We start from the raw sequence: 18,984 nt of genomic DNA on the forward strand, positions 1-18,984 counted from the left end.
GCGCTACTTGCGGGTGAGTTCGGGCTCCTCGGCGGCCGGCTCCCCGGGCGTGCCGTGGGTGTCCTGGCCGAAGTAGGCCACCCCGACCGCGGCGACCACCGCGAGCAGGAAGCCGATCACGCCGAGCCAGCCCAGGCCGGCCTTGGAGGAGTCGCCGAGCCAGAGCACGCCGACCGCGCCGGGCAGCACCGTCTCGCCGACCACCAGCGCGGCGGTCGCGCCGTTGACCGAGCCGATCTGGAGCGCCACGGTGTGGATGTACATCCCGCCGATGCCGCCGACCAGGACCGCGTACAGCGCCGGGTCGGAGAGCAGCGAACCGATGTCGAACGGCTCGATGCCGTTGAGGATGCGCACCCCGACGCCCAGGGCGCCGAAGCCGAGGCCGGAGAGCAGGCCGGCGACGATCGCGCCGTTGGCGCCCATCCGCCGCACCAGCAGGCTGCCGCCGACCAGCAGCACGGTGGTGACGATCAGCAGCCACCAGTGGAAGGACATCGCCACGTGGTGGCCGCCCTCCGGTCCGGCCGAGACGGCCAGCAGCACCAGCGCCGAGCAGAGAACGGCGATCGAGGCCCACTCCAGCTGCTTGAGCCGGATGCCCAGCAGCTTGATGCTGAGCACCGCGGTGATCACCAGGTTGGCGCTGATGATGGTCTGGGAGAGGAACAGCGGCAGCAGCCGGGCGGCCAGCGCACCGAGCCCGAAACCGATCAGGTCGAGCACCGTGCCGAGGATGAACTCCCAGGTGACGGCGGCCTTCGCGGTCGAGGACAGGCTCGGGCCGCCGTGCTCGGTGGTCGAGGTGGTGGCGCCCTTGGCGGCCTCCTCCCGGGCGGAGCGGCGGGATCCGACGGCCTGGAGGACCGAGCCGGTGCCGTAGCAGGCGGATGCCGCCACGGCGGTGACGAGGCCGATGATCACCGAGTGCTCCGATCGGGAGTCGAGTCAAGGATTGGCTGAGTAAAGAAAGGGCAATGGGGCCGGTGGTTCGGGACCACTATGCCCGTTCGCACGGTACGGTCGGCACGCCCCCCGGAGTACCCCGGAGCCGGGCCGGGCCTGCCGGAACGTACGTCCGGGGGCCGCAGCCGGTTCCCGCGCGGGCCCCGTCTCGGGGACGGCTGGGGGAAACATCATCCCCGAGGAGGGGAGCGGACCCGGCGGACGGCGGGGAGCCTTGTCAGTACCAGTATGCGAAGGGTATGGCGTGCTCCGGGGCCGGTCACGGTAGCGTCGGGGGCATGAGAACCCTTGCACGACGTTCCCGGGGCGCCGGGCCGCTTGCCCTGGTGGCGGCGCTGCTCGGGCTGCTGCTCCTGCTGGCGCCGGCGGCCTCGGCGGCCGGCGGACTGAGCGACGCCGCGGCCTCCCTGAAGAAGGGCCGGGTCTACGTCGACCCGGCCATGACGAGCCGCTTCAGCCAGGACCGGGCCGACGCCCTGACCAAGAAGATCGACAAGGCCGACAAGCCGATCTTCATCGCGGTGATCCCCGACTCTCCGGCCTACGCGAAGAGCAACCTCCAGGACTTCCGCACCCTGGTGGGCATCGACGGCGTCTACGCGGTCTGGCACGGCGACAAGTTCGACGCCGGCGGCGACCGCGGCGCGATGGGCGCGGGCCAGCCGCAGCGCATCGCCGGGGCGGCCTTCCGGTCGAACGGCGGCGACATCGACGCCACCCTGAACTCCTTCGTCGACCAGGCCGTCCCGCAGACCAAGGGCACCGGGGTCAACCACAGCACCTCGATCGCCTGGGTGGTCATCCCGCTCGTGCTGGTCGCGCTCGCCGGCACCGGCGTCTTCCTGCTGTTCCGCCGCGCCAAGAAGCGCAAGGAGGAGCAGGCCCGGGCCGAGCTGGAGCAGCTGCGCCGGGTCGTGGACGAGGACATCACCGCCTTCGGCGTCGAACTGGAGCGGCTCGACTTCAGCCCGGCCGCGGCCGACGCCGACGACGCCCAGCGCACCGACTACAGCCACGCCCTGGACTCGTACGAGAAGTCCAAGCGGCTGATGGACGAGGCGAAGAAGCCCGAGGACGTCAAGCAGGTCACCGAGGCGATCGAGGACGGCCGCTTCTCGCTGGCCACCCTGGCCGCCCGGCGGGACAAGCGGCCGCTGCCCGAGCGCCGTCCCCCGTGCTTCATGGACCCGCGGCACGGCCCGTCCGTCAAGGACGTGGACTGGGCCCCGGCCGGCGGCTCCGCCCGCTCCGTGCCGGTCTGCCAGGCCGACGCGGACCGCGTGGCGGCCGGCCTCGACCCGGCGATCCGCACCGTCGACACCGACCAGGGCCCGCAGCCGTACTGGAACGCCGGCCCGGCGTACGCCCCGTACGCGGGCGGCTACTACAGCGGCTTCGGCGGCGGCCTGCTGCCCGGCCTGCTGGTCGGCACCATGCTCGGCTCGATGATGAGCTCCCCGGCCTACGCGGCGGCGCCGATGATGGGCGGCGGCTACCAGGACCAGTACGAGGGCGGCGACTACACCGGCGCCGACTTCAACCCGGCCGACTTCAGCGGCGGCGGCGATTTCGGCGGCGGTGGCGACTTCGGCGGTGGCGGCGACTTCGGCGGCGGGGACTGGTAAACCCGCGGCACCGACCGTCCACGTCAGCGGCCCCGCCGGAACACCGGCGGGGCCGCTGACGTCCTCGTCCCGGCCTGCGTGCGCGGGGCGGGCCGGCCGGGCGGTGGCCGGGCGCGCGGGCTGTCGGGGCGTGTCCTAAGGTCGGGGGCATGCACGGTCGCGACGCCCACAGTGAGGAACCGGTCCGGGTGACCGCCTGGGTCCGGGGGAAGGTCCAGCAGGTCGGGTTCCGCTGGTGGACCAGGGCACGGGCGCTGGAGATCGGCCTGACCGGCTACGCCGGCAACCTCGGCGACGGCCGGGTGCAGGTGGTGGCCGAGGGACTCGCGGCCGACTGCGAACAGCTGCTGGCCCGGCTGCGCGGCCCGGGGACCCCGGGGAACGTCAGCGGGGTCACCGAGATCTGGACGGCCGTCGGCCCCGGTTACGAGGGTTTCGAGATCCGCTGAACCGCCCCGGGCCGGAGCTCCGGCGAACCGGGGTGCGGCGTTCCGGGAAAAGATCCGGAACCGGCGGTGTCACGAGGTTGCCATCCGGGCAGACTCGTGGTTGACTCCGCATCGAACGATGATCCACGAGCACATGGTGGACCCGTCCCGAGACCCCCAGGCGTGACGACACCGCCGGGCAGGTGACAGGGGCGCGGTAGCGTGCGGTGATCGTGTTGACCCTTTCCGTCTTTGGTGAGACGCTGGAAGCCCGCGCACACGACCGCGTTCTCCCGGCAGGCGCATGCCCCCGTGAGCCCAGCTCACGGTGGTTGTGCCGTAGTGCCCAGCCAGCACTTCCGGTGACGCGCCGCGCGTGCGTCCCCCTTCCCCCTAGACCTGGACCGTTCCGGTTCGGTCACTCAGCGTGGAGGACCATTCATCATGGCAAAGGCGCTTCTCGGGTACGTCGGCGGCCCCGACCCGCGAATGCTCTCCGAGATGCGACGGCTTCAGCAGCGCGTCCAGGACCTTGAAGCCGAGCTCCTTCGGATGCAGGCTGAGAACGACGCTCTGACCGCTGTCGCTGACGAGCACTCGCTGCTCAACAGCATCGATCTGGATCAGCGGGAGCCGGCTCTCACCTGAGTCCCGCCCGGTCCTCGCAGATCGACGCCGCTGTGCACTGAGCCGCCCCGAAAGGGACGCAGCTTGCAAGGGACGCCCGGATGTGGCGTCCCTTCGTCGTGTCCGGCGCCGGATAAAGTCGGTTCCTGTCCCGAGCGATCGAGGAGACCGGCCGCGTGCACCTGAAGAGCCTGACGCTGCGCGGATTCAAGTCCTTCGCCTCCAGCACCACCCTGCGCTTCGAGCCCGGCATCACCTGCGTCGTCGGCCCGAACGGCTCCGGCAAGTCGAACGTGGTGGACGCGCTGTCCTGGGTGATGGGCGAGCAGGGGGTCAAGTCGCTGCGCGGCGGCAAGATGGAGGACGTCATCTTCGCCGGGACCAGCGGGCGCGCCCCGCTCGGCCGCGCCGAGGTCAGCCTCACCATCGACAACGCCGACGGCGCCCTGCCGATCGACTACGCCGAAGTGACCATCACCCGGACCATGTTCCGCAACGGCGGCAGCGAGTACGCGCTCAACGGCGAGACCTGCCGCCTGCTGGACATCCAGGAACTGCTCTCCGACTCCGGCATCGGCCGCGAGATGCACGTCATCGTCGGGCAGGGGCAGCTGGACTCCGTACTGCACGCCGACCCGATGGGGCGGCGCGCCTTCATCGAGGAGGCGGCCGGCGTCCTCAAGCACCGCAAGCGCAAGGAGAAGGCGCTGCGGAAGCTGGACGCGATGCAGGCCAACCTCAACCGGGTCCAGGACCTGGTCGCCGAACTGCGCCGCCAGCTCGGACCGCTCGGCCGGCAGGCCCGGATCGCCCGCCGGGCCGCCGGCATCCAGGCCGACCTGCGCGACGCCCGGCTGCGGCTGCTCGCCGACGACCTGTGCACGCTCCGCCGGGCCGTCGAGGCCGAGATCGCGGACGAACTGGCGCTGCGCCTGCGCCGCACCACCGTCGAACAGGAACTGGCCCGCGCGGTGCAGCGCGAAAGCGTCCTGGAGGCGCAGGTCCAGCGGCTCGGCCCCGGCCTGGAGACCGCCCGGCAGACCTGGTACCGACTCTCCGCGCTCGCCGAGCGCACCCGCGGCACCATCGGGCTGGCCGAGGCCCGCGCCCGGCACGCCGCCGCCGGGGACCGGGGCGAGGAGCGGCGCGGGCGCGACCCCGAGGACCTGGAACAGGAGGCCGGGCGGGTCCGCGAGGAAGAGGCCGCGCTGACCGGGGCGCTGGAGGAGGCCCGGTACGCGCTGGCCGAGGCGGTCGAGCGCAAGGACGGGCTGGAGCGGGAGCTGGCCGAGGAGGAGCGCCGGCTGCGCGACGCCGCCCGGGCCATCGCCGACCGCCGGGAGGGCCTGGCCCGGCTGCAGGGGCAGGCCGCCGCCGCCCGGTCCAGGGCCGCCGCGGCGCAGGCCGAGATCGGCCGGCTCGCCGAAGCCAGGGACGAGGCGCTGCTGCGCGCCGAGTCCGCCCGGGCCGAGCTGGACGAACTCCGGCAGCAGGTGGACGGCGCGACCGGGGACGACGAGCAGGCCGAGGCCGGGTACCGGCGGGCGCGCGAGCGGCTGGCCGCCGTGGAGGAGGGGCTGGCCGCGGCCCGGGAGACGGCCGGTGCCGCCGAGCGCGAGCGGGCCGCCCTGACCGCGCGGCACGAGGCGCTCTCCCTCGGGCTGCGCCGCAAGGACGGCACCGGCGCGCTGCTGGACGCGGCGGAGCGGCTGGGCGGGGTGCTCGGCCCGGCGGCCGCGCTGCTGCGGATCGAGACGGGGTACGAAGTGCCGCTGGCCGCGGCGCTCGGCGCGGCGGCCGACGCGGTGGCCGTCGACTCGCCGTCCGCCGCCGCCGGGGCGCTGCGGCTGCTGCGGGCCGAGGACGCCGGCCGGGCCGCGCTGCTGATCGCCGGCGCCGCCGAGGTGGCGCAGGCGGCGGGGGAGTTGCCGGACGGAGCCCGCTGGGCGGCCGAACTGGTGGACGGCCCCGAGGAGTTGCTCGGCGCGGTCCGGCGGCTGCTGGCCGGGGTGGCGGTGGTCGAGGACCTGGACCGGGCGCTGCGGCTGACCGCCGCGCAGCCCGGAGTCTGCGCCGTCACCGCGGACGGGGACCGACTCGGCGCCGGCTTCGCCCAGGGCGGGTCCGGCGGTGCGCCGAGCCTGCTGGAGACCGCGGCGGCGGTGGACGAGGCGGCCCGGGCGATCGGGGAACTCACCGACCGCTGCGCCGAGTCGGCCGAGCGGCTGGCCGAACTCGCCGAACAGCGGCGGGAGTCGGCCGCCGAGGTGGAGCAACTGGCCGAGCGGCGGCGGCAGGCGGAGAAGGAACGGGCCCAGGTCGCCGGGGCACTCGGCCGGCTCGGCGGGCAGGCCCGCGCCGCCGCCGGGGAGGCCGAGCGGCTGTCGGCCGCCGCCGCGCGGGCCGAGCAGGGGCTGACCGAGCTGCTCGACGGCGCCGAGGAACTGGCGCAGCGCCTGGCCGCCGCCGAGGAGTCGGCCCGGGCGGGGCAGGACGAGCCGGACACCGCCGAACAGCAGCGCCTGGCCGGGGCCGCGAGCGCCGCCCGGCAGGCCGAGCTGGAGGCCCGGCTCTCGGTGCGCACCCACGAGGAGCGGGTCCGCGCCCTGGCCGGCCGGGCCGACCAGCTGGACCGCGCCGCCCGCGCCGAACGCGAGGCGCGCGCCCGGGCCGCCGAGCGCCGCCGGCGCGCCGAGCACGACGCCTCGGTGGCGAACGCCGTCGCGGCGGGCGCCCGGCAGCTGCTGGCCTGCCTGGAGGTGTCGCTGGCCCGGGCGGACGCCGGGCGGGTGGCCGTCGAACAGGCGCGCGCCGAGCGCGAGCAGGAACTGCGCGAGCACCGCGAGTACGGCCGCGGACTCAAGGAGGAGCTGGACAAGCTGGTCGACGCCGGGCACCGGGACGAGGTGCTGCGGGCCGAGAAGCGGCTGCGGATCGAGCAGCTGGAGGCCCGCGCGCTGGAGGAGTTCGGCATCGACGGCGGCGAACTGCTCGCCTCGTACGGGCCCGACCAGCCCGTTCCGCCCTCGCCCGCGGCGCCGGCCGCCGATGTCGCCGCCGGTGTCGCCGCGGAGGACGGAAAGGAGCCGGGGGAGCCGTACCCGTACGTCCGGGCCGAGCAGGAGAAACGGCTGCGGGCGGCCGAGAAGGCCTACCTCCAGCTCGGCAAGGTCAACCCGCTGGCGCTGGAGGAGTTCACCGCGCTGGAGGAGCGGCACCGGTTCCTCGGCGAGCAGCTGGACGACCTCAAGCGCAGCCGGCGCGACCTGCTGGACATCGTCCGGGACGTGGACCAGCGGGTCGAGCAGCTGTTCACCTCGGCCTACCACGACACCGCCGCCCAGTTCGAGGGCGTCTTCGCCCGGCTCTTCCCCGGCGGGGAGGGCCGGCTGGTGCTGAGCGACCCGGACAACATGCTCACCACCGGGGTCGAGGTGGAGGCCCGCCCGCCGGGAAAGAAGGTCAAGCGGCTGTCGCTGCTGTCCGGCGGCGAGCGCTCGCTGACCGCGGTGGCGCTGCTGGTGGCGATCTTCAAGGCCCGGCCCAGCCCGTTCTACGTGATGGACGAGGTGGAGGCGGCGCTGGACGAGACCAACCTGCGCCGGCTGATCGGGATCATGGAGGAGCTGCGGGAGAGCTCCCAGCTGATCGTGATCACCCACCAGAAGCTCACCATGGAGTCGGCCGACGCCCTCTACGGCGTGACCATGAAGGGCGACGGCATCTCGCAGGTGATCAGCCAGCGGCTGCGGGAGGAGCACCGGGAGCGCCGGCCGCGAGCCGGACGAACCGCGTCGGTGTAGGGCGGCTGCGGTCCATCCGGGCTCCGGTCGCGGATACTGGAGCAGTTATGGAATACGTGATCCTTGCCGTAGTCATCGCCGTGGTCGCCGTCGGCGCGATCGCCGGCCTCGTCGTTTCCGGCAGACGACGCCAGCAGCTGCCCCCGAAGTCGCAGGCGCCGGTCATCACGGCGCCGAAGCCGACCCCGCAGGAGCCCCAGGTCGGCGAGGAGTCCGCGCCGCCGACCGAGGCGCCCCGCCGCACCATCGAGGAGGTGGAACTCCCGGCGGAGGCCGGTACGACGGAGGCCCCCGAGGCCGTCGAGGCCCCCGAGGTCGTTCCCGCCGAGGCCGAGGCGGCGCCCGCCGTCGAGGTTCCCGAGCCCACCGCCGGCCGGCTGGTCCGGCTGCGCTCGCGGCTGTCCCGCTCGCAGAACTCGCTCGGCAAGGGACTGCTCTCGCTGCTCTCCCGGGAGCACCTGGACGAGGACACCTGGGAGGAGATCGAGGACACGCTGCTCACCGCCGACGTCGGCGTCGCCCCCACCCAGGAGCTGGTCGAGCGGCTGCGCACCCGGGTGAAGGTGCTCGGCACCCGTACCCCCGACGAGCTGCGCGCGCTGCTGCGCGAGGAGCTGGTCGAGCTGGTCGGCAAGGACGCCGACCGCACCGTCCGCTCGACCAGGCACGAGGAGGGCCCCGCGGTGGTCCTGGTGGTCGGCGTCAACGGCGTCGGCAAGACCACCACCACCGGCAAGCTGGCCCGCGTCCTGGTCGCCGACGGCCGCACCGTGGTGCTCGGCGCCGCCGACACCTTCCGTGCCGCCGCCGCCGACCAGCTCCAGACCTGGGGCGAGCGGGTCGGGGCGCGCACCGTGCGCGGCCCGGAGGGCGGGGACCCGGCCTCGATCGCTTTCGACGCGGTCAAGGAGGGCATCGCCGAGGGCGTGGACACCGTGCTGATCGACACCGCCGGCCGGCTGCACACCAAGACCGGCCTGATGGACGAGCTGGGCAAGGTCAAGCGGGTCGTCGAGAAGCACGGCCCGGTGGACGAGGTGCTGCTGGTGCTGGACGCCACCACCGGCCAGAACGGCCTGATCCAGGCCCGGGTGTTCGCCGAGGTGGTCGACATCACCGGCATCGTGCTGACCAAGCTGGACGGCACGGCCAAGGGCGGCATCGTGGTCGCCGTCCAGCGCGAGCTGGGCGTGCCGGTCAAGCTGATCGGCCTGGGCGAGGGCGCGGACGACCTGGCTCCGTTCGAGCCGGGGGCGTTCGTGGACGCGCTGATCGGCGACTGACGCCCCGCGCGCGCCGGAAAGGCGCGACGGGCGTACGAAGAGCGCAGGAAGGGCCCGCTCCCCTCTCGGGGGGCGGGCCCTTCGCGTGCCCTTCCGCGTGCCCGGAGCCGGGTGGCGCGCCGGTTCCGGCGCGGTGGCCCCGGCGGTGGCCGCTCGGACGGCCGCCCGGGGAGCGGGCCCCGGCGCGGCGGCCCGGCGGGCCCCGGTCGGGTCAGGAGGCCATCCAGGCCGGCTCGGCGGTGCGCTCGCGGCTGCGGTGGCAGGCGTAGGCGAGGGTGCCGAGCAGCAGCCGGGCCTCGGGGGGGCAGCCCGCGTTGTCGCGGGTGGGGCGGCGCAGCCAGCGGACCGGGCCGAGGGAGCCGAGGACGGTGGGCGGGGCGGCGACGTAGCCGCCCTCGCCGTGGCAGACCAGGTCGAGCGCGGCGTCGTCCCAGCCCATCCGGTACAGCAGGTCGGGCAGGCGCCGGGCGGTGCCGGCGGCGACCAGGAACTGGAGCCGGCCGGTGGGGACGGCGAGCACCGGGCCCACCTGGGTGCCCATCCGCTCCAGCCGGACCAGCGCCTGGAGCCCGGCCTGCTCGGGGACGTCCAGGACGTCGAAGGCGCGGCCGGTGGGGAACAGCACCGAGCCCTCGGCGCGGGCGCCGCGGGCCCGGCCGCCGCGGCCGGCCACGGGGTGCGGGCCGGGCGCGGCGCAGCGGGGGGAGCCGCAGGGACAGCGGGTCGGGGCGGTGGCGCCGGTGACCGGGGCACCGGTGACCGGGTCGCCGGTGGCGACCGCCCAGCCCCAGCGGCCGGTGTACTCCGCGGCGGCCTGGGACGCGGTGACCTTGGTGCGGCGGCGCGCGCCCAGCGGTGCCAGCCGCAGGTGCCCCAGTCGAAGTTCGCCGAACAGGTTGTCCATGCCTCCCCCAACAGGTTGTCGTTGCCGATGGTTACGGGACGGTGACTGTGTGTCGATTGTCAGCTGTGTGGTGCGTAGTGCAGTGGCGGCGCGCAGCGCATGGTGTGCGCCTGTTCCGCCGGTGCGCCTCGGGCGCCGCCTTGTGGGGGCGGCGCCGATGCCGGATCGTCGGGTGCGTGGGGCTGTCGCCGTCCCGAGTGGACGGTGAACTCGCCTGTGGCTGCGATGGGTTGCGAGGTCCGCCGGGTCCTCCGGGATGCGCCGGGGGACTTGGCGGCCCGCATATGCCGAGCCGTCGGGACTCCCTAAGTGAAGCGTGTGCCCCCGGGCTTCGGTTCACTCCTGGGGGTGGCGAAAGGTGGCGTTTCGCCAGGGCCGCTCCCGCGGGCCCCTCGCGGGGCATTACGTTCAGCACGCGGATGTCGTCGAGGAGTCTGTCCCGGGCCGTCGAGGAGCGGGAGTTGGGGATCTGACGGATCGTCCGCAACGATGGCACACCAGTGCGAGGGCGCTGCGGAACGGCGCCGCCGCGGCACGGCAGCACCTCAGGCACGGCACGTCTGGCAAGAGCCCGCAACCGTCGGGCGGTCACGATCGGGGGCCCCGGTAGGGGCCGGGCGGGATGGGGACGTTACCCATGGCAGAGAAGCAACCGAATGAGAAGCTGACCACGTGGTTCGCCCGCAGCGGCTGGTCCAAGGGCGAGTTGGCCCGTCAGGTCAACCGCCGGGCCCGGCAGATCGGCGCCCACCACGTGTCCACCGACACCTCGCGGGTGCGCCGCTGGCTCGACGGCGAACAGCCCCGCGAGCCGATTCCCAAGATCATGTCGGAACTCTTCTCCGAGCGGTTCGGCTCGGTGGTCTCGATCGAGGACCTCGGCCTGCGCGCCGCGATCCCGGTCTCGACCGTGGGCGGCGGCGTCGACCTGCCGTGGAGCGGCCCGCAGACCGTCCAGCTGATCAGCGACTACTCCCGCAGCGACCTCATGCTCAACCGCCGGGGCTTCCTCGGCACCTCGCTGGCGCTCACCGCGGGCGCCGCGCTGATCGAGCCGATGCAGCGCTGGCTCACCCCCGGCCCGACCGGCGTCCCCACCCCGATCCTCACCGCGGCCAACGGCGGCGAGGCGTTCACCGGCCGGCTCTCCGAGCCCGAGCTCGAACTGCTGGAGCAGACCACGGTCATGTTCCGGCAGTGGGACGCGCAGAACGGCGGCGGGCTGCGCCGCAAGGCCGTCGTCGGCCAACTGCACGAGGTCACCGACCTGCTCCAGGAGACGTACAGCGAGGACACCACCAGGCGGCTGTTCCGGCTCACCGCCGAACTCGCCCACCTGGCCGGGTGGATGTCGTACGACGTCGGGATGCACCCGAGCGCGCAGAAGTACTACGTGCTCGCCCTGCACGCGGCCAAGGAAGCGGGCGACCGCCCGTTCGGCGCGCTGATCCTCACCGACATGAGCCGCCAGATGATCCACCTCAACCGGGGCGAGGACGCCCTGGAACTCATCCACCTGGCCCAGTACGGCAGCCGCGACACCGCCACCCCGCGCCAGCAGTCCCTGCTGTACGCGATGGAGGCGCGCGCCTACGCCACCATCGGCGAGGTCAACCGCTGCGCCCGGGCGGTCCGGCTGGCCGAGGACACCTTCACCGACATCCGGGACGGGGACCAGGAGCCGGACTGGCTGAAGTTCTTCTCGCCGGCCGAGCTGAACGCCGAGAACGCGCACTCCTTCCGCGACCTCGCCTACCACTCGGACAACGCGCAGCTCTACGCCTCGATGTCCGCGCCGGTGATGGAGCGCGCGGTCGACCTGTTCCGCCAGGACGCCGACCACGTGCGCTCGTACGCCTTCAACCTGATCGGCATGGCCAGCGTCCACCTGCTGCAGCGGGAGGCCGAGCAGGCCGCGGTGATGGCCGAGCAGGCGGTGGACATCGCCACCAAGGTGCGCTCGGAGCGGCTGAACTCCCGGGTGCGCAAGACCACGGAGGCCGCGGCGGCCCGGTTCAAGGGCGTGGACGCGGTGAGCCGGCTCAAGGAGCGGGTGGTCCAGGACATCCCGGAGTTCGTCTCGGTGGTCTGACCGGTCGGTGATCCGCCGGTCGGTGGTCCGACCGGCCCCGCCGAGGGCCTTCCGAGAGGTGCTCCACCGACCGTGACGGCCGCCGCCGTCACGGTCGGTGGCATGTCCGGCGCCCCGGTGGCACGGCACGGCGCGCGGCCGGACCGCGGGGGTGCGGGGCCGCGGTTCACGCAGCCGTAACCCCTGCGTCGCACACGTCACGGCGGTGAAACAACCGGTCGCACTGGCCGAAACCAGCCTTCGGCACGCTCCTCCTCAACGCCGACACCCCGGGTGGCACCACGGGACGGGTCCCCGGGCGCGGGTCGGCCTGGACGCAGAGGAGACGCCGATGCCGGACGGCTTCAGCGCGGGCGACACCGCCTTCGTGCTCATCAGTGCGGCCCTGGTCATGCTGATGACCCCTGGGCTGGCCTTCTTCTACGGGGGCATGGTCAGGGCCAAGAGCACGCTGAACATGCTGGCGATGAGCTTCCTCTCGCTCGGCATCGTCAGCGTGCTGTGGGTCCTGTACGGCTACTCGCTCAGCTTCGGGTCCGACTCCTTCGCCGGGCTGATCGGCAACCTGGACCACCTCGGGATGCGCGGCCTCGGCCTCAACGAGCTGACCGGCTCCATCCCGGTCACCGCCTTCGCGCTCTTCCAGCTGATGTTCGCGGTCATCACCCCGGCGCTGATCAGCGGCGCCGTCGCGGACCGGGCGAGATTCGCGGCCTGGGGCCTGTTCATCGCGCTCTGGGTGACGATCGTCTACTTCCCGGTGGCGCACTGGGTCTTCTTCTTCGACGGCGGCCACGGCGGCTGGCTGGGCGACCGCAACGGCGTGATCGACTTCGCCGGCGGGACGGCCGTGCACATCAACGCGGGCGTCGCCGGCCTCGCGCTCTGCCTGGTGCTGGGCAAGCGGATCGGCTTCAAGAAGGACCCGATGCGCCCGCACAGCCTGCCGCTGGTGATGCTCGGCTCCGGGCTGCTCTGGTTCGGCTGGTTCGGCTTCAACGCGGGCTCGGCGCTCGCGGCCAACGGCGTCGCCGCGATGGCGATGGTCAACACCCAGGTCGCCACCGGCGCGGCGCTGGTCGGCTGGCTGGTCTACGAGAGGTTCAAGCACGGCGCCTTCACCACGCTGGGTGCCGCCTCCGGCGCGGTGGCCGGGCTGGTCGCGATCACCCCGGCCTGCGGGTCGGTGAGCCCGCTCGGCGCGGTGGCGATCGGGCTGGTGGCGGGTGCGGTCTGCTGCGCCGCGGTCTCGCTCAAGTACCGCTGGGGCTTCGACGACTCGCTCGACGTGGTGGGCGTGCACGCGGTCGGCGGGGCGATCGGTTCGCTGCTGGTCGGCCTGTTCGCCACCGGCGGGGTCGGCCAGGGCGTCAAGGGCCTGTTCTACGGGGGCGGGATCGGGCAGCTGGGCAAGCAGGCGATGGGCGTGGCGGTGGTCGCGGCGTACTCCTTCGTGCTGTCCTGGCTGCTGGCCAAGGCGGTCGACCGGCTGGTCGGCTTCCGGGTCGCCGGGGAGGTCGAGGTGGCCGGCATCGACCAGGCCGAACACGCCGAGTCCGCCTACGATTTCAGCGCCGTGGGGGCGGGCCTGGCCCGGGCCCTGCCGGGCCTGGCCGTCGCTGCCGCGAAGCCCGCCGCAGAACGGTCCGCCGCCGCGGGGCCCGTCGCCGAGCGGTCCGCCGCCGCGGCTCCCGCCGAGAAGCCCGCCGAGAAGAAGACCGAGGTCGACGCCCGATGAAGCTCATCACCGCCGTGATCAAGCCGTACCGACTGGACGAGGTGAAGGCCGCCCTCCAGGCCTTCGGGGTGCACGGCCTGACCGTCACCGAGGCCAGCGGCTACGGCCGCCAGCGCGGCCACACCGAGGTGTACCGGGGGGCCGAGTACACCGTGGACCTGGTGCCGAAGGTCAGGATCGAGGTCCTGGTCGAGGACGAGGACGCCGAGGACCTGATCGACGTCCTGGTGAAGGCCGCCCGGACCGGGAAGATCGGCGACGGCAAGGTGTGGAGCATTCCGGTCGACACCGCCGTAAGGGTCCGGACCGGCGAGCGCGGCCCGGACGCCCTGTAGCCCCGCGCCGGACGGCGGACCTGCCACCCCCGGGTGCGCGGGTCCGCCCGACGGCGCAACGGCGTCCCCCGGCCGGCCGAACGGCCCGCCCGGAGGGTCGGGGCGGCGGCACGACGGTCCGCACGGCACGACGGTCCGCACGCCCCGGCGGCCTGCCGCGACTCGACGGTTCGCACGCCCCGGCGGTTCACCAGCACGACGGCTCAGCAGCACGACGGACGGGACCACGCGCATGACCTCCGAGACCAACCCCTCCGAGCCCTCCGGCCCCGTCGCCCCGGGCGGCCCCTGCGACGCCCGCGACCCCGCCGACCCCTTCGACCCCTTCGACCTCGCGGGCAGGGCCGCCGCCCGGGCCGCGCTGCTGGCCGGCCCCGGCCCGGGCGGCCGCCCCCGCCGCCGGGCGCTCGCCCGGCTCGCCGACGACTGGCTGGCCGGCCTGCTCACGGCCGCCGGCGCCCCGCCCCGCGTCGCCCTGGTCGCGGTCGGCGGGTACGGGCGGGGCGAGCTGTCCCCGCGCAGCGACCTGGACGTCCTGCTGCTGCACGACGGCCCGATCCCCCGGGAGCTGCCCGAGCGGATCTGGTACCCGGTCTGGGACTCGGGAGCCAGGCTCGACCACGCCGTGCGCACCGTCGCCCAGGCCCGCTCGGTCGCCGCCGCCGACCTCAAGGTCCAGCTCGGCCTGCTGGACGCCCGTCACCTCGCCGGGGACCGGGCGCTCACCGACGCCCTGCGCGCCGCGGTGCTCACCGACTGGCGCGCGAGCGCCCCCGCGCGCCTGCCGGAGCTGCGAGAGCTGGGCCGCGAGCGGGCCGAACGGCACGGTGAGCTGTCCTTCCTGCTGGAGCCCGACCTCAAGGAGGCCCGCGGCGGCCTGCGCGACGTCGTGGCGCTGGACGCGATCGCCGCCACCTGGCTGGCCGACGCCCCCCGGGAAGGCCTGGACGCCGCCGCACAGCGGCTGGCCGACGTACGCGACGCCCTGCACCTGGTCACCGGCCGGGCCACCGAACGGCTCAGCCTCCAGGACCAGGACCAGGTCGCCGAGCGGCTCGGCGTGCTGGACGCCGACACCCTGCTGCGCCAGGTCTACCAGGCCGCCCGCACCATCGCGTACGCCGGCGACGTCACCTGGCGGGCGGTGGACCGGGTGCTCGCGGCCCGCGGCGGCCGGAGCCGGCGGTCGCGCCGGCCGGGCATCCCGTTCGTCGGCTCCGGACGCGGCACCGGAGCGGCGGCCCGGGGCGCGGTCGAGCGGCGGCCGCTCGCCGAGGGCGTGGTCGAGCAGGACGGCGAGGCGGTGCTCGCCCGGGGCGCCCGCCCCGCCGCCGACCCGGTGCTGCCGCTGCGCGCCGCGGCCGCCGCCGCGCAGAACGGGCTGACCGTCTCGGACGCCACGGTGCGCAGGCTGGCCGCCGAGTGCCGCCCGCTGCCGGTGCCCTGGCCGGACGAGGCGCGCGAGCAGCTGGTCACCCTGCTGGGCGCGGGGGAGTCGGCCGTCCCGGTGTGGGAGGCGCTGGAGGCGCAGGGGCTGGTCCGCCGGCTGCTGCCGGACTGGGAACGGGTGCGCTGCCGTCCGCAGCGCAACGCGGTGCACCGCTGGACGGTGGACCGGCATCTGGTGGAGACGGCGGTGCGGGCCGCCGCGATGACCCGCCGGGTGGCCCGGCCGGACCTGCTGCTGGTCGCCGCGCTGCTGCACGACATCGGCAAGGGCTGGCCGGGGGACCACAGCGCGGCCGGCGAGGTGATCGTCCGCGACCTCGGCGCCCGGATGGGCTTCGGCCCCGAGGACACCGAGACCCTGGCGGTACTGGTCCGCCACCACCTGACCCTGGTGGACACCGCGACCCGGCGCGATCCGGACGACCCGGCCACCGTCGAGGCGATCACCAAGGCGGTCACCACCCTGCCGGAGCTGGAGCTGCTGCACGCGCTCACCGAGGCGGACGCGCTGGCCACCGGGCCGGCCGCGTGGAGCGGCTGGCGGGCCTCGCTGGTGGACGGGCTGGTGGCCCGGGTGGCGGACCGGCTGGCCGGGGCGGGAGTCCCGCCGGTCGAGGCGGCGCCGACCGCCGAGCAGGAGCGGCTGGCGGTCGAGGCCGCCCGGACCGGGCAGCCGGCGCTGTCGCTGCGGGCCCGCTCGGAGGGGGCGGAGCCGGGCGCCGAGCCGATGGGCGTCGAGCTGAACCTGGCGGTCCCGGACCGTCCCGGACTGCTCGGCACCGCCGCCGGGGTGCTCGCGCTGCACCGGCTGGCCGTCCGTTCGGCCGGGCTGCGCGAGCTGGACCCGGTGGGCGCCGGGCCGGTGCTGGTGCTGTCCTGGCGGGTGGCGGCCGAGTACGGAGAGCTGCCGGAGGCGGCCCGGCTGCGGGCCGACCTGCGCCGGGCGCTGGACGGCTCGCTGGACGTCGCCCGCCGCCTCGCCGAGCGGGACGCCGCCGCCCCGCGCCGCCGGGGCATCCCCACCCCGCCGCCGTTGGTCGCGGTGGCGCCGGCGGTGGCCTCGGCGACCGCGACCGTGCTGGAGGTCCGCGCCCACGACGCCCCCGGGCTGCTGCACCGGATCGGCCGGGCGCTGGACGCGGCGGGCGTGCGGGTGCGCACCGCGCACGTGTCCACGCTGGGCGCGGAGGCCGTCGACTCGTTCTACCTGACCGACGAGGCGGGGCGGCCGCTGACCGCCGGGCGGGCCGGCGAGGTGGCGGCGGCGGTCCGGGCCGCGCTGGGCTGAGCGCCGGGCCCGGTCGGGGCTGGTCGGGGCCGGTCGGGGCCGGGCCGTCCGGGCTCGCGGAAGGGCGCGGGCAGGGGTGCGGCCACGGGGACGAGCAGGAGTTCCGACCGGGGGTGGAGACCTCACCCGGGGCGGCCGGATACCCTGGGGGGCGACGACCGTACTGATACCGATGCCGCAGAGGACCCGCGACGACGTGTTCGACACCCTTTCCGATCGCCTCGCAGCGACGTTCAAGAACCTCCGGGGCAAGGGCCGCCTGAGCGAGGCGGACATCGACGCCACCGCCCGCGAGATCCGCATCGCGCTGCTGGAGGCGGACGTCGCGCTGCCGGTCGTCCGGGCCTTCATCAAGCAGGTCAAGGAGCGGGCCCTCGGCGTCGAGGTCTCCGGCGCGCTGAACCCGGCGCAGCAGATCATCAAGATCGTCAACGAGGAGCTCATCGCGATCCTCGGTGGCGAGACCCGCCGGGTGCGGTTCGCCAAGAGCGGCCCGACGGTGATCATGCTGGCCGGTCTCCAGGGCGCCGGTAAGACCACTCTCGCGGGCAAGCTCGGCCACTGGCTGAAGACGCAGAAGCACACCCCGCTGCTGGTCGCCTGCGACCTCCAGCGCCCCAACGCGGTCAACCAGCTCCAGGTGGTCGCCGAGCGCGCCGGCGTGGCCTTCTACGGCCCGCAGCCGGGCAACGGCGTCGGCGACCCGGTGCAGGTGGCCAAGGACTCGATCGAGTACGCCAAGCAGAAGCAGTACGACGTCGTCGTCGTCGACACCGCCGGCCGCCTGGGCATCGACGCCGAGCTGATGCAGCAGGCCGCCGACATCCGTGCCGCGGTGAACCCGGACGAGGTCCTGTTCGTCGTCGACGCGATGATCGGCCAGGACGCGGTCACCACCGCCCAGGCCTTCCTCGACGGCGTCGACTTCACCGGTGTGGTGCTCTCCAAGCTCGACGGCGACGCCCGCGGCGGTGCCGCCCTGTCGGTCGCGCACGTCACCGGCCGGCAGATCATGTTCGCCTCCAACGGCGAGAAGGTCGACGACTTCGACGCCTTCCACCCGGACCGGATGGCCTCGCGCATCCTCGGCATGGGTGACGTCCTCTCGCTGATCGAGAAGGCCGAGCAGACCTTCTCGCAGGCCGAGGCGGAGAAGATCGCCGCCAAGCTGCGCGGCGGCCCGAAGCAGTTCACCCTGGACGACTTCCTGTCCCAGCTGGAGCAGGTCCAGAAGATGGGCTCGATCTCCAAGCTGCTCGGCATGCTGCCCGGCATGGGCCAGATCCGGGACCAGATCAACAACATCGACGACAAGGACGTCAACCGGGTCGGCGCGATCATCAAGTCGATGACCCCGGCCGAGCGCGCCGAGCCGGAGCTGATCAACGGCTCCCGCCGGGCCCGCATCGCCAAGGGTTCGGGCGTCCAGGTCGGCGAGGTGAAGAACCTGGTCGAGCGGTTCTTCGACGCCCGCAAGATGATGTCCGCGATGGCCTCCGGCAAGGGCATGCCCGGCATGCCGGGGATCCCCGGCATGGGCGGCGGCGGGAAGAAGTCCGCCAAGAAGGCCCCGCAGGCCAAGGGCAAGCGCAAGAGCGGCAACCCGCTGAAGCGGGCGCAGGACGAGGCCGCGGCCGCCGAGCGCCGCGCGCTCGGTCCGGGCGCCGGCCAGGGTCCGGCGGACGGCGGCGCGTTCGGTCTCGGCGCGGGCAAGGGTCCGGCCGACTTCGAGCTGCCCAAGGAGTTCAAGGACATGCTGTAGTCCTTGGACGTGCCGCCGCCTTCGGTCATCCGTTGATCAACGGCGGTCGGTCCTGATCGATTCTGGTCGGCCCGTCGCCCGGTGTTTCCGGGCGGCGGGCCGATCGCGTGTCCGATGATGGGGGCATGCGAGTGATGATCAGGGCCCCGAGGGCCGACGACACGGCCGCGTACGCCGAGGCGGTCCGGCGGTCCGCCGAGCACATCGGACGGTGGAACCCGGTCGAGCCGGACGGACTGCCCGACCTGCTGAAGCGCCAGGGCTCCGGGCTGCGCACCTTCCTGATCCTCGACCGGGAGACCGGCGGACTGGTCGGCAAGGTGAACGTCGCCAACATCGTGATGAGCCGCTTCTGCAACGCCACGCTGGGCTACGACTCCTACCTCCCGTTCAACGGCACCGGCCGGATGACCGAGGGCATGCGGCTGGTCGTGGACCGCTGCTTCGCCCCGCAGTCGGCCGACGGGCTGGGGCTGCACCGGCTGGAGATCAACGTCCAGCCGGACAACGAGCGCTCGGTCGCGATGGCCAAGCGGCTGGGCTTCCGGCACGAGGGCTTCTCCCCGCGGATGCTGTTCCTCCAGGGCGACTGGCGCGACCACGAGCGGTTCGCCCTGACCGCCGAGGAGTGGCCGGGCGCAACGGCATAGCCGCTGGTGGGAGGGGGTGGCGCGGGCGTACGGC

The 18,984-nt window shown here is 74.3% G+C and carries 13 protein-coding genes; 11 read left to right on the forward strand and 2 right to left on the reverse strand.

Annotation, left to right across the window (positions count from 1 at the left end; genetic code table 11):
• Positions 1-3: 3 nt before the first annotated feature.
• On the reverse strand, positions 4-924 hold the full coding sequence (locus ACFVVA_RS28460; protein ID WP_359900571.1) for a hypothetical protein: 921 nt from the start codon (positions 922-924) through the stop codon (positions 4-6).
• A 320-nt stretch (positions 925-1,244) separates the two neighbouring features.
• Between ACFVVA_RS28460 and ACFVVA_RS28465 the strand changes: the two genes are divergently transcribed.
• From ACFVVA_RS28465 to ftsY, 5 genes are all read left to right on the forward strand, one after another.
• Positions 1,245-2,591, forward strand: a complete 1,347-nt coding sequence (locus tag ACFVVA_RS28465; protein WP_387693661.1) for a hypothetical protein — start codon at positions 1,245-1,247, stop codon at positions 2,589-2,591.
• 149 nt (positions 2,592-2,740) lie between these two features.
• On the forward strand, positions 2,741-3,040 hold the full coding sequence (locus tag ACFVVA_RS28470) for an acylphosphatase (RefSeq protein ID WP_359900575.1): 300 nt from the start codon (positions 2,741-2,743) through the stop codon (positions 3,038-3,040).
• 423 nt (positions 3,041-3,463) lie between these two features.
• Positions 3,464-3,667 (forward strand): hypothetical protein, encoded by a 204-nt coding sequence (locus ACFVVA_RS28475; protein WP_045702518.1) that lies wholly within the window; start codon positions 3,464-3,466, stop codon positions 3,665-3,667.
• 155 nt (positions 3,668-3,822) lie between these two features.
• Positions 3,823-7,449 carry a chromosome segregation protein SMC gene (smc, locus tag ACFVVA_RS28480; RefSeq protein ID WP_387693662.1) on the forward strand — a complete coding sequence of 1,209 codons (3,627 nt, stop codon included), beginning with the start codon at positions 3,823-3,825 and terminating at the stop codon, positions 7,447-7,449.
• A gap of 47 nt (positions 7,450-7,496) precedes the next feature.
• Complete coding sequence (ftsY, locus tag ACFVVA_RS28485; protein ID WP_387693663.1) at positions 7,497-8,732, forward strand: signal recognition particle-docking protein FtsY; 1,236 nt, start codon at positions 7,497-7,499, stop codon at positions 8,730-8,732.
• A 211-nt stretch (positions 8,733-8,943) separates the two neighbouring features.
• Here ftsY and ACFVVA_RS28490 read toward each other — a convergent pair whose 3' ends face one another.
• The gene (locus ACFVVA_RS28490; protein WP_387693664.1) at positions 8,944-9,636 is read right to left on the reverse strand and encodes a bifunctional DNA primase/polymerase; all 693 of its coding nucleotides are present in this window, start codon (positions 9,634-9,636) and stop codon (positions 8,944-8,946) included.
• A gap of 637 nt (positions 9,637-10,273) precedes the next feature.
• Here ACFVVA_RS28490 and ACFVVA_RS28495 point away from each other — a divergent pair.
• The 6 genes from ACFVVA_RS28495 (at position 10,274) to ACFVVA_RS28520 (ending at position 18,950) form a co-directional block, all read left to right on the forward strand.
• On the forward strand, positions 10,274-11,728 hold the full coding sequence (locus ACFVVA_RS28495) for a hypothetical protein (protein WP_380354225.1): 1,455 nt from the start codon (positions 10,274-10,276) through the stop codon (positions 11,726-11,728).
• Between the two features lie 331 nt (positions 11,729-12,059).
• On the forward strand, positions 12,060-13,466 hold the full coding sequence (locus ACFVVA_RS28500) for an ammonium transporter (RefSeq protein ID WP_387693665.1): 1,407 nt from the start codon (positions 12,060-12,062) through the stop codon (positions 13,464-13,466).
• Positions 13,463-13,801 (forward strand): P-II family nitrogen regulator, encoded by a 339-nt coding sequence (locus ACFVVA_RS28505; RefSeq protein ID WP_380543410.1) that lies wholly within the window; start codon positions 13,463-13,465, stop codon positions 13,799-13,801. Before ACFVVA_RS28500 ends, ACFVVA_RS28505 begins: the two co-directional genes overlap by 4 nt.
• Before the next feature lie 232 nt (positions 13,802-14,033).
• Positions 14,034-16,538, forward strand: coding sequence for a [protein-PII] uridylyltransferase (locus ACFVVA_RS28510; protein ID WP_387693666.1), 2,505 nt, complete (start codon positions 14,034-14,036; stop codon positions 16,536-16,538).
• Between the two features lie 196 nt (positions 16,539-16,734).
• On the forward strand, positions 16,735-18,300 hold the full coding sequence (gene ffh / locus ACFVVA_RS28515) for a signal recognition particle protein (protein ID WP_387693722.1): 1,566 nt from the start codon (positions 16,735-16,737) through the stop codon (positions 18,298-18,300).
• Positions 18,301-18,425: 125 nt separating this feature from the next.
• Positions 18,426-18,950 carry a GNAT family protein gene (locus ACFVVA_RS28520; RefSeq protein ID WP_359900590.1) on the forward strand — a complete coding sequence of 175 codons (525 nt, stop codon included), beginning with the start codon at positions 18,426-18,428 and terminating at the stop codon, positions 18,948-18,950.
• Positions 18,951-18,984: the final 34 nt, after the last annotated feature.

Source organism: Kitasatospora sp. NPDC058048, assembly GCF_042885555.1.
GTDB lineage: Bacteria > Actinomycetota > Actinomycetes > Streptomycetales > Streptomycetaceae > Kitasatospora > Kitasatospora lactacystinica.

Coding starts and splice junctions, on each gene's coding strand:
- ACFVVA_RS28465 (WP_387693661.1), top strand. CDS start 1,245: ATGAGAACCCTTGCACGACGTTCCCGGGGCGCCGGGCCGCTTGCCCTG.
- ACFVVA_RS28470 (WP_359900575.1), top strand. CDS start 2,741: ATGCACGGTCGCGACGCCCACAGTGAGGAACCGGTCCGGGTGACCGCC.
- ACFVVA_RS28475 (WP_045702518.1), top strand. CDS start 3,464: ATGGCAAAGGCGCTTCTCGGGTACGTCGGCGGCCCCGACCCGCGAATG.
- ftsY (WP_387693663.1), top strand. CDS start 7,497: ATGGAATACGTGATCCTTGCCGTAGTCATCGCCGTGGTCGCCGTCGGC.
- ACFVVA_RS28490 (WP_387693664.1), bottom strand. CDS start 9,636: ATGGACAACCTGTTCGGCGAACTTCGACTGGGGCACCTGCGGCTGGCA.
- ACFVVA_RS28495 (WP_380354225.1), top strand. CDS start 10,274: ATGGCAGAGAAGCAACCGAATGAGAAGCTGACCACGTGGTTCGCCCGC.
- ACFVVA_RS28500 (WP_387693665.1), top strand. CDS start 12,060: ATGCCGGACGGCTTCAGCGCGGGCGACACCGCCTTCGTGCTCATCAGT.
- ACFVVA_RS28505 (WP_380543410.1), top strand. CDS start 13,463: ATGAAGCTCATCACCGCCGTGATCAAGCCGTACCGACTGGACGAGGTG.
- ACFVVA_RS28510 (WP_387693666.1), top strand. CDS start 14,034: ATGACCTCCGAGACCAACCCCTCCGAGCCCTCCGGCCCCGTCGCCCCG.
- ACFVVA_RS28520 (WP_359900590.1), top strand. CDS start 18,426: ATGCGAGTGATGATCAGGGCCCCGAGGGCCGACGACACGGCCGCGTAC.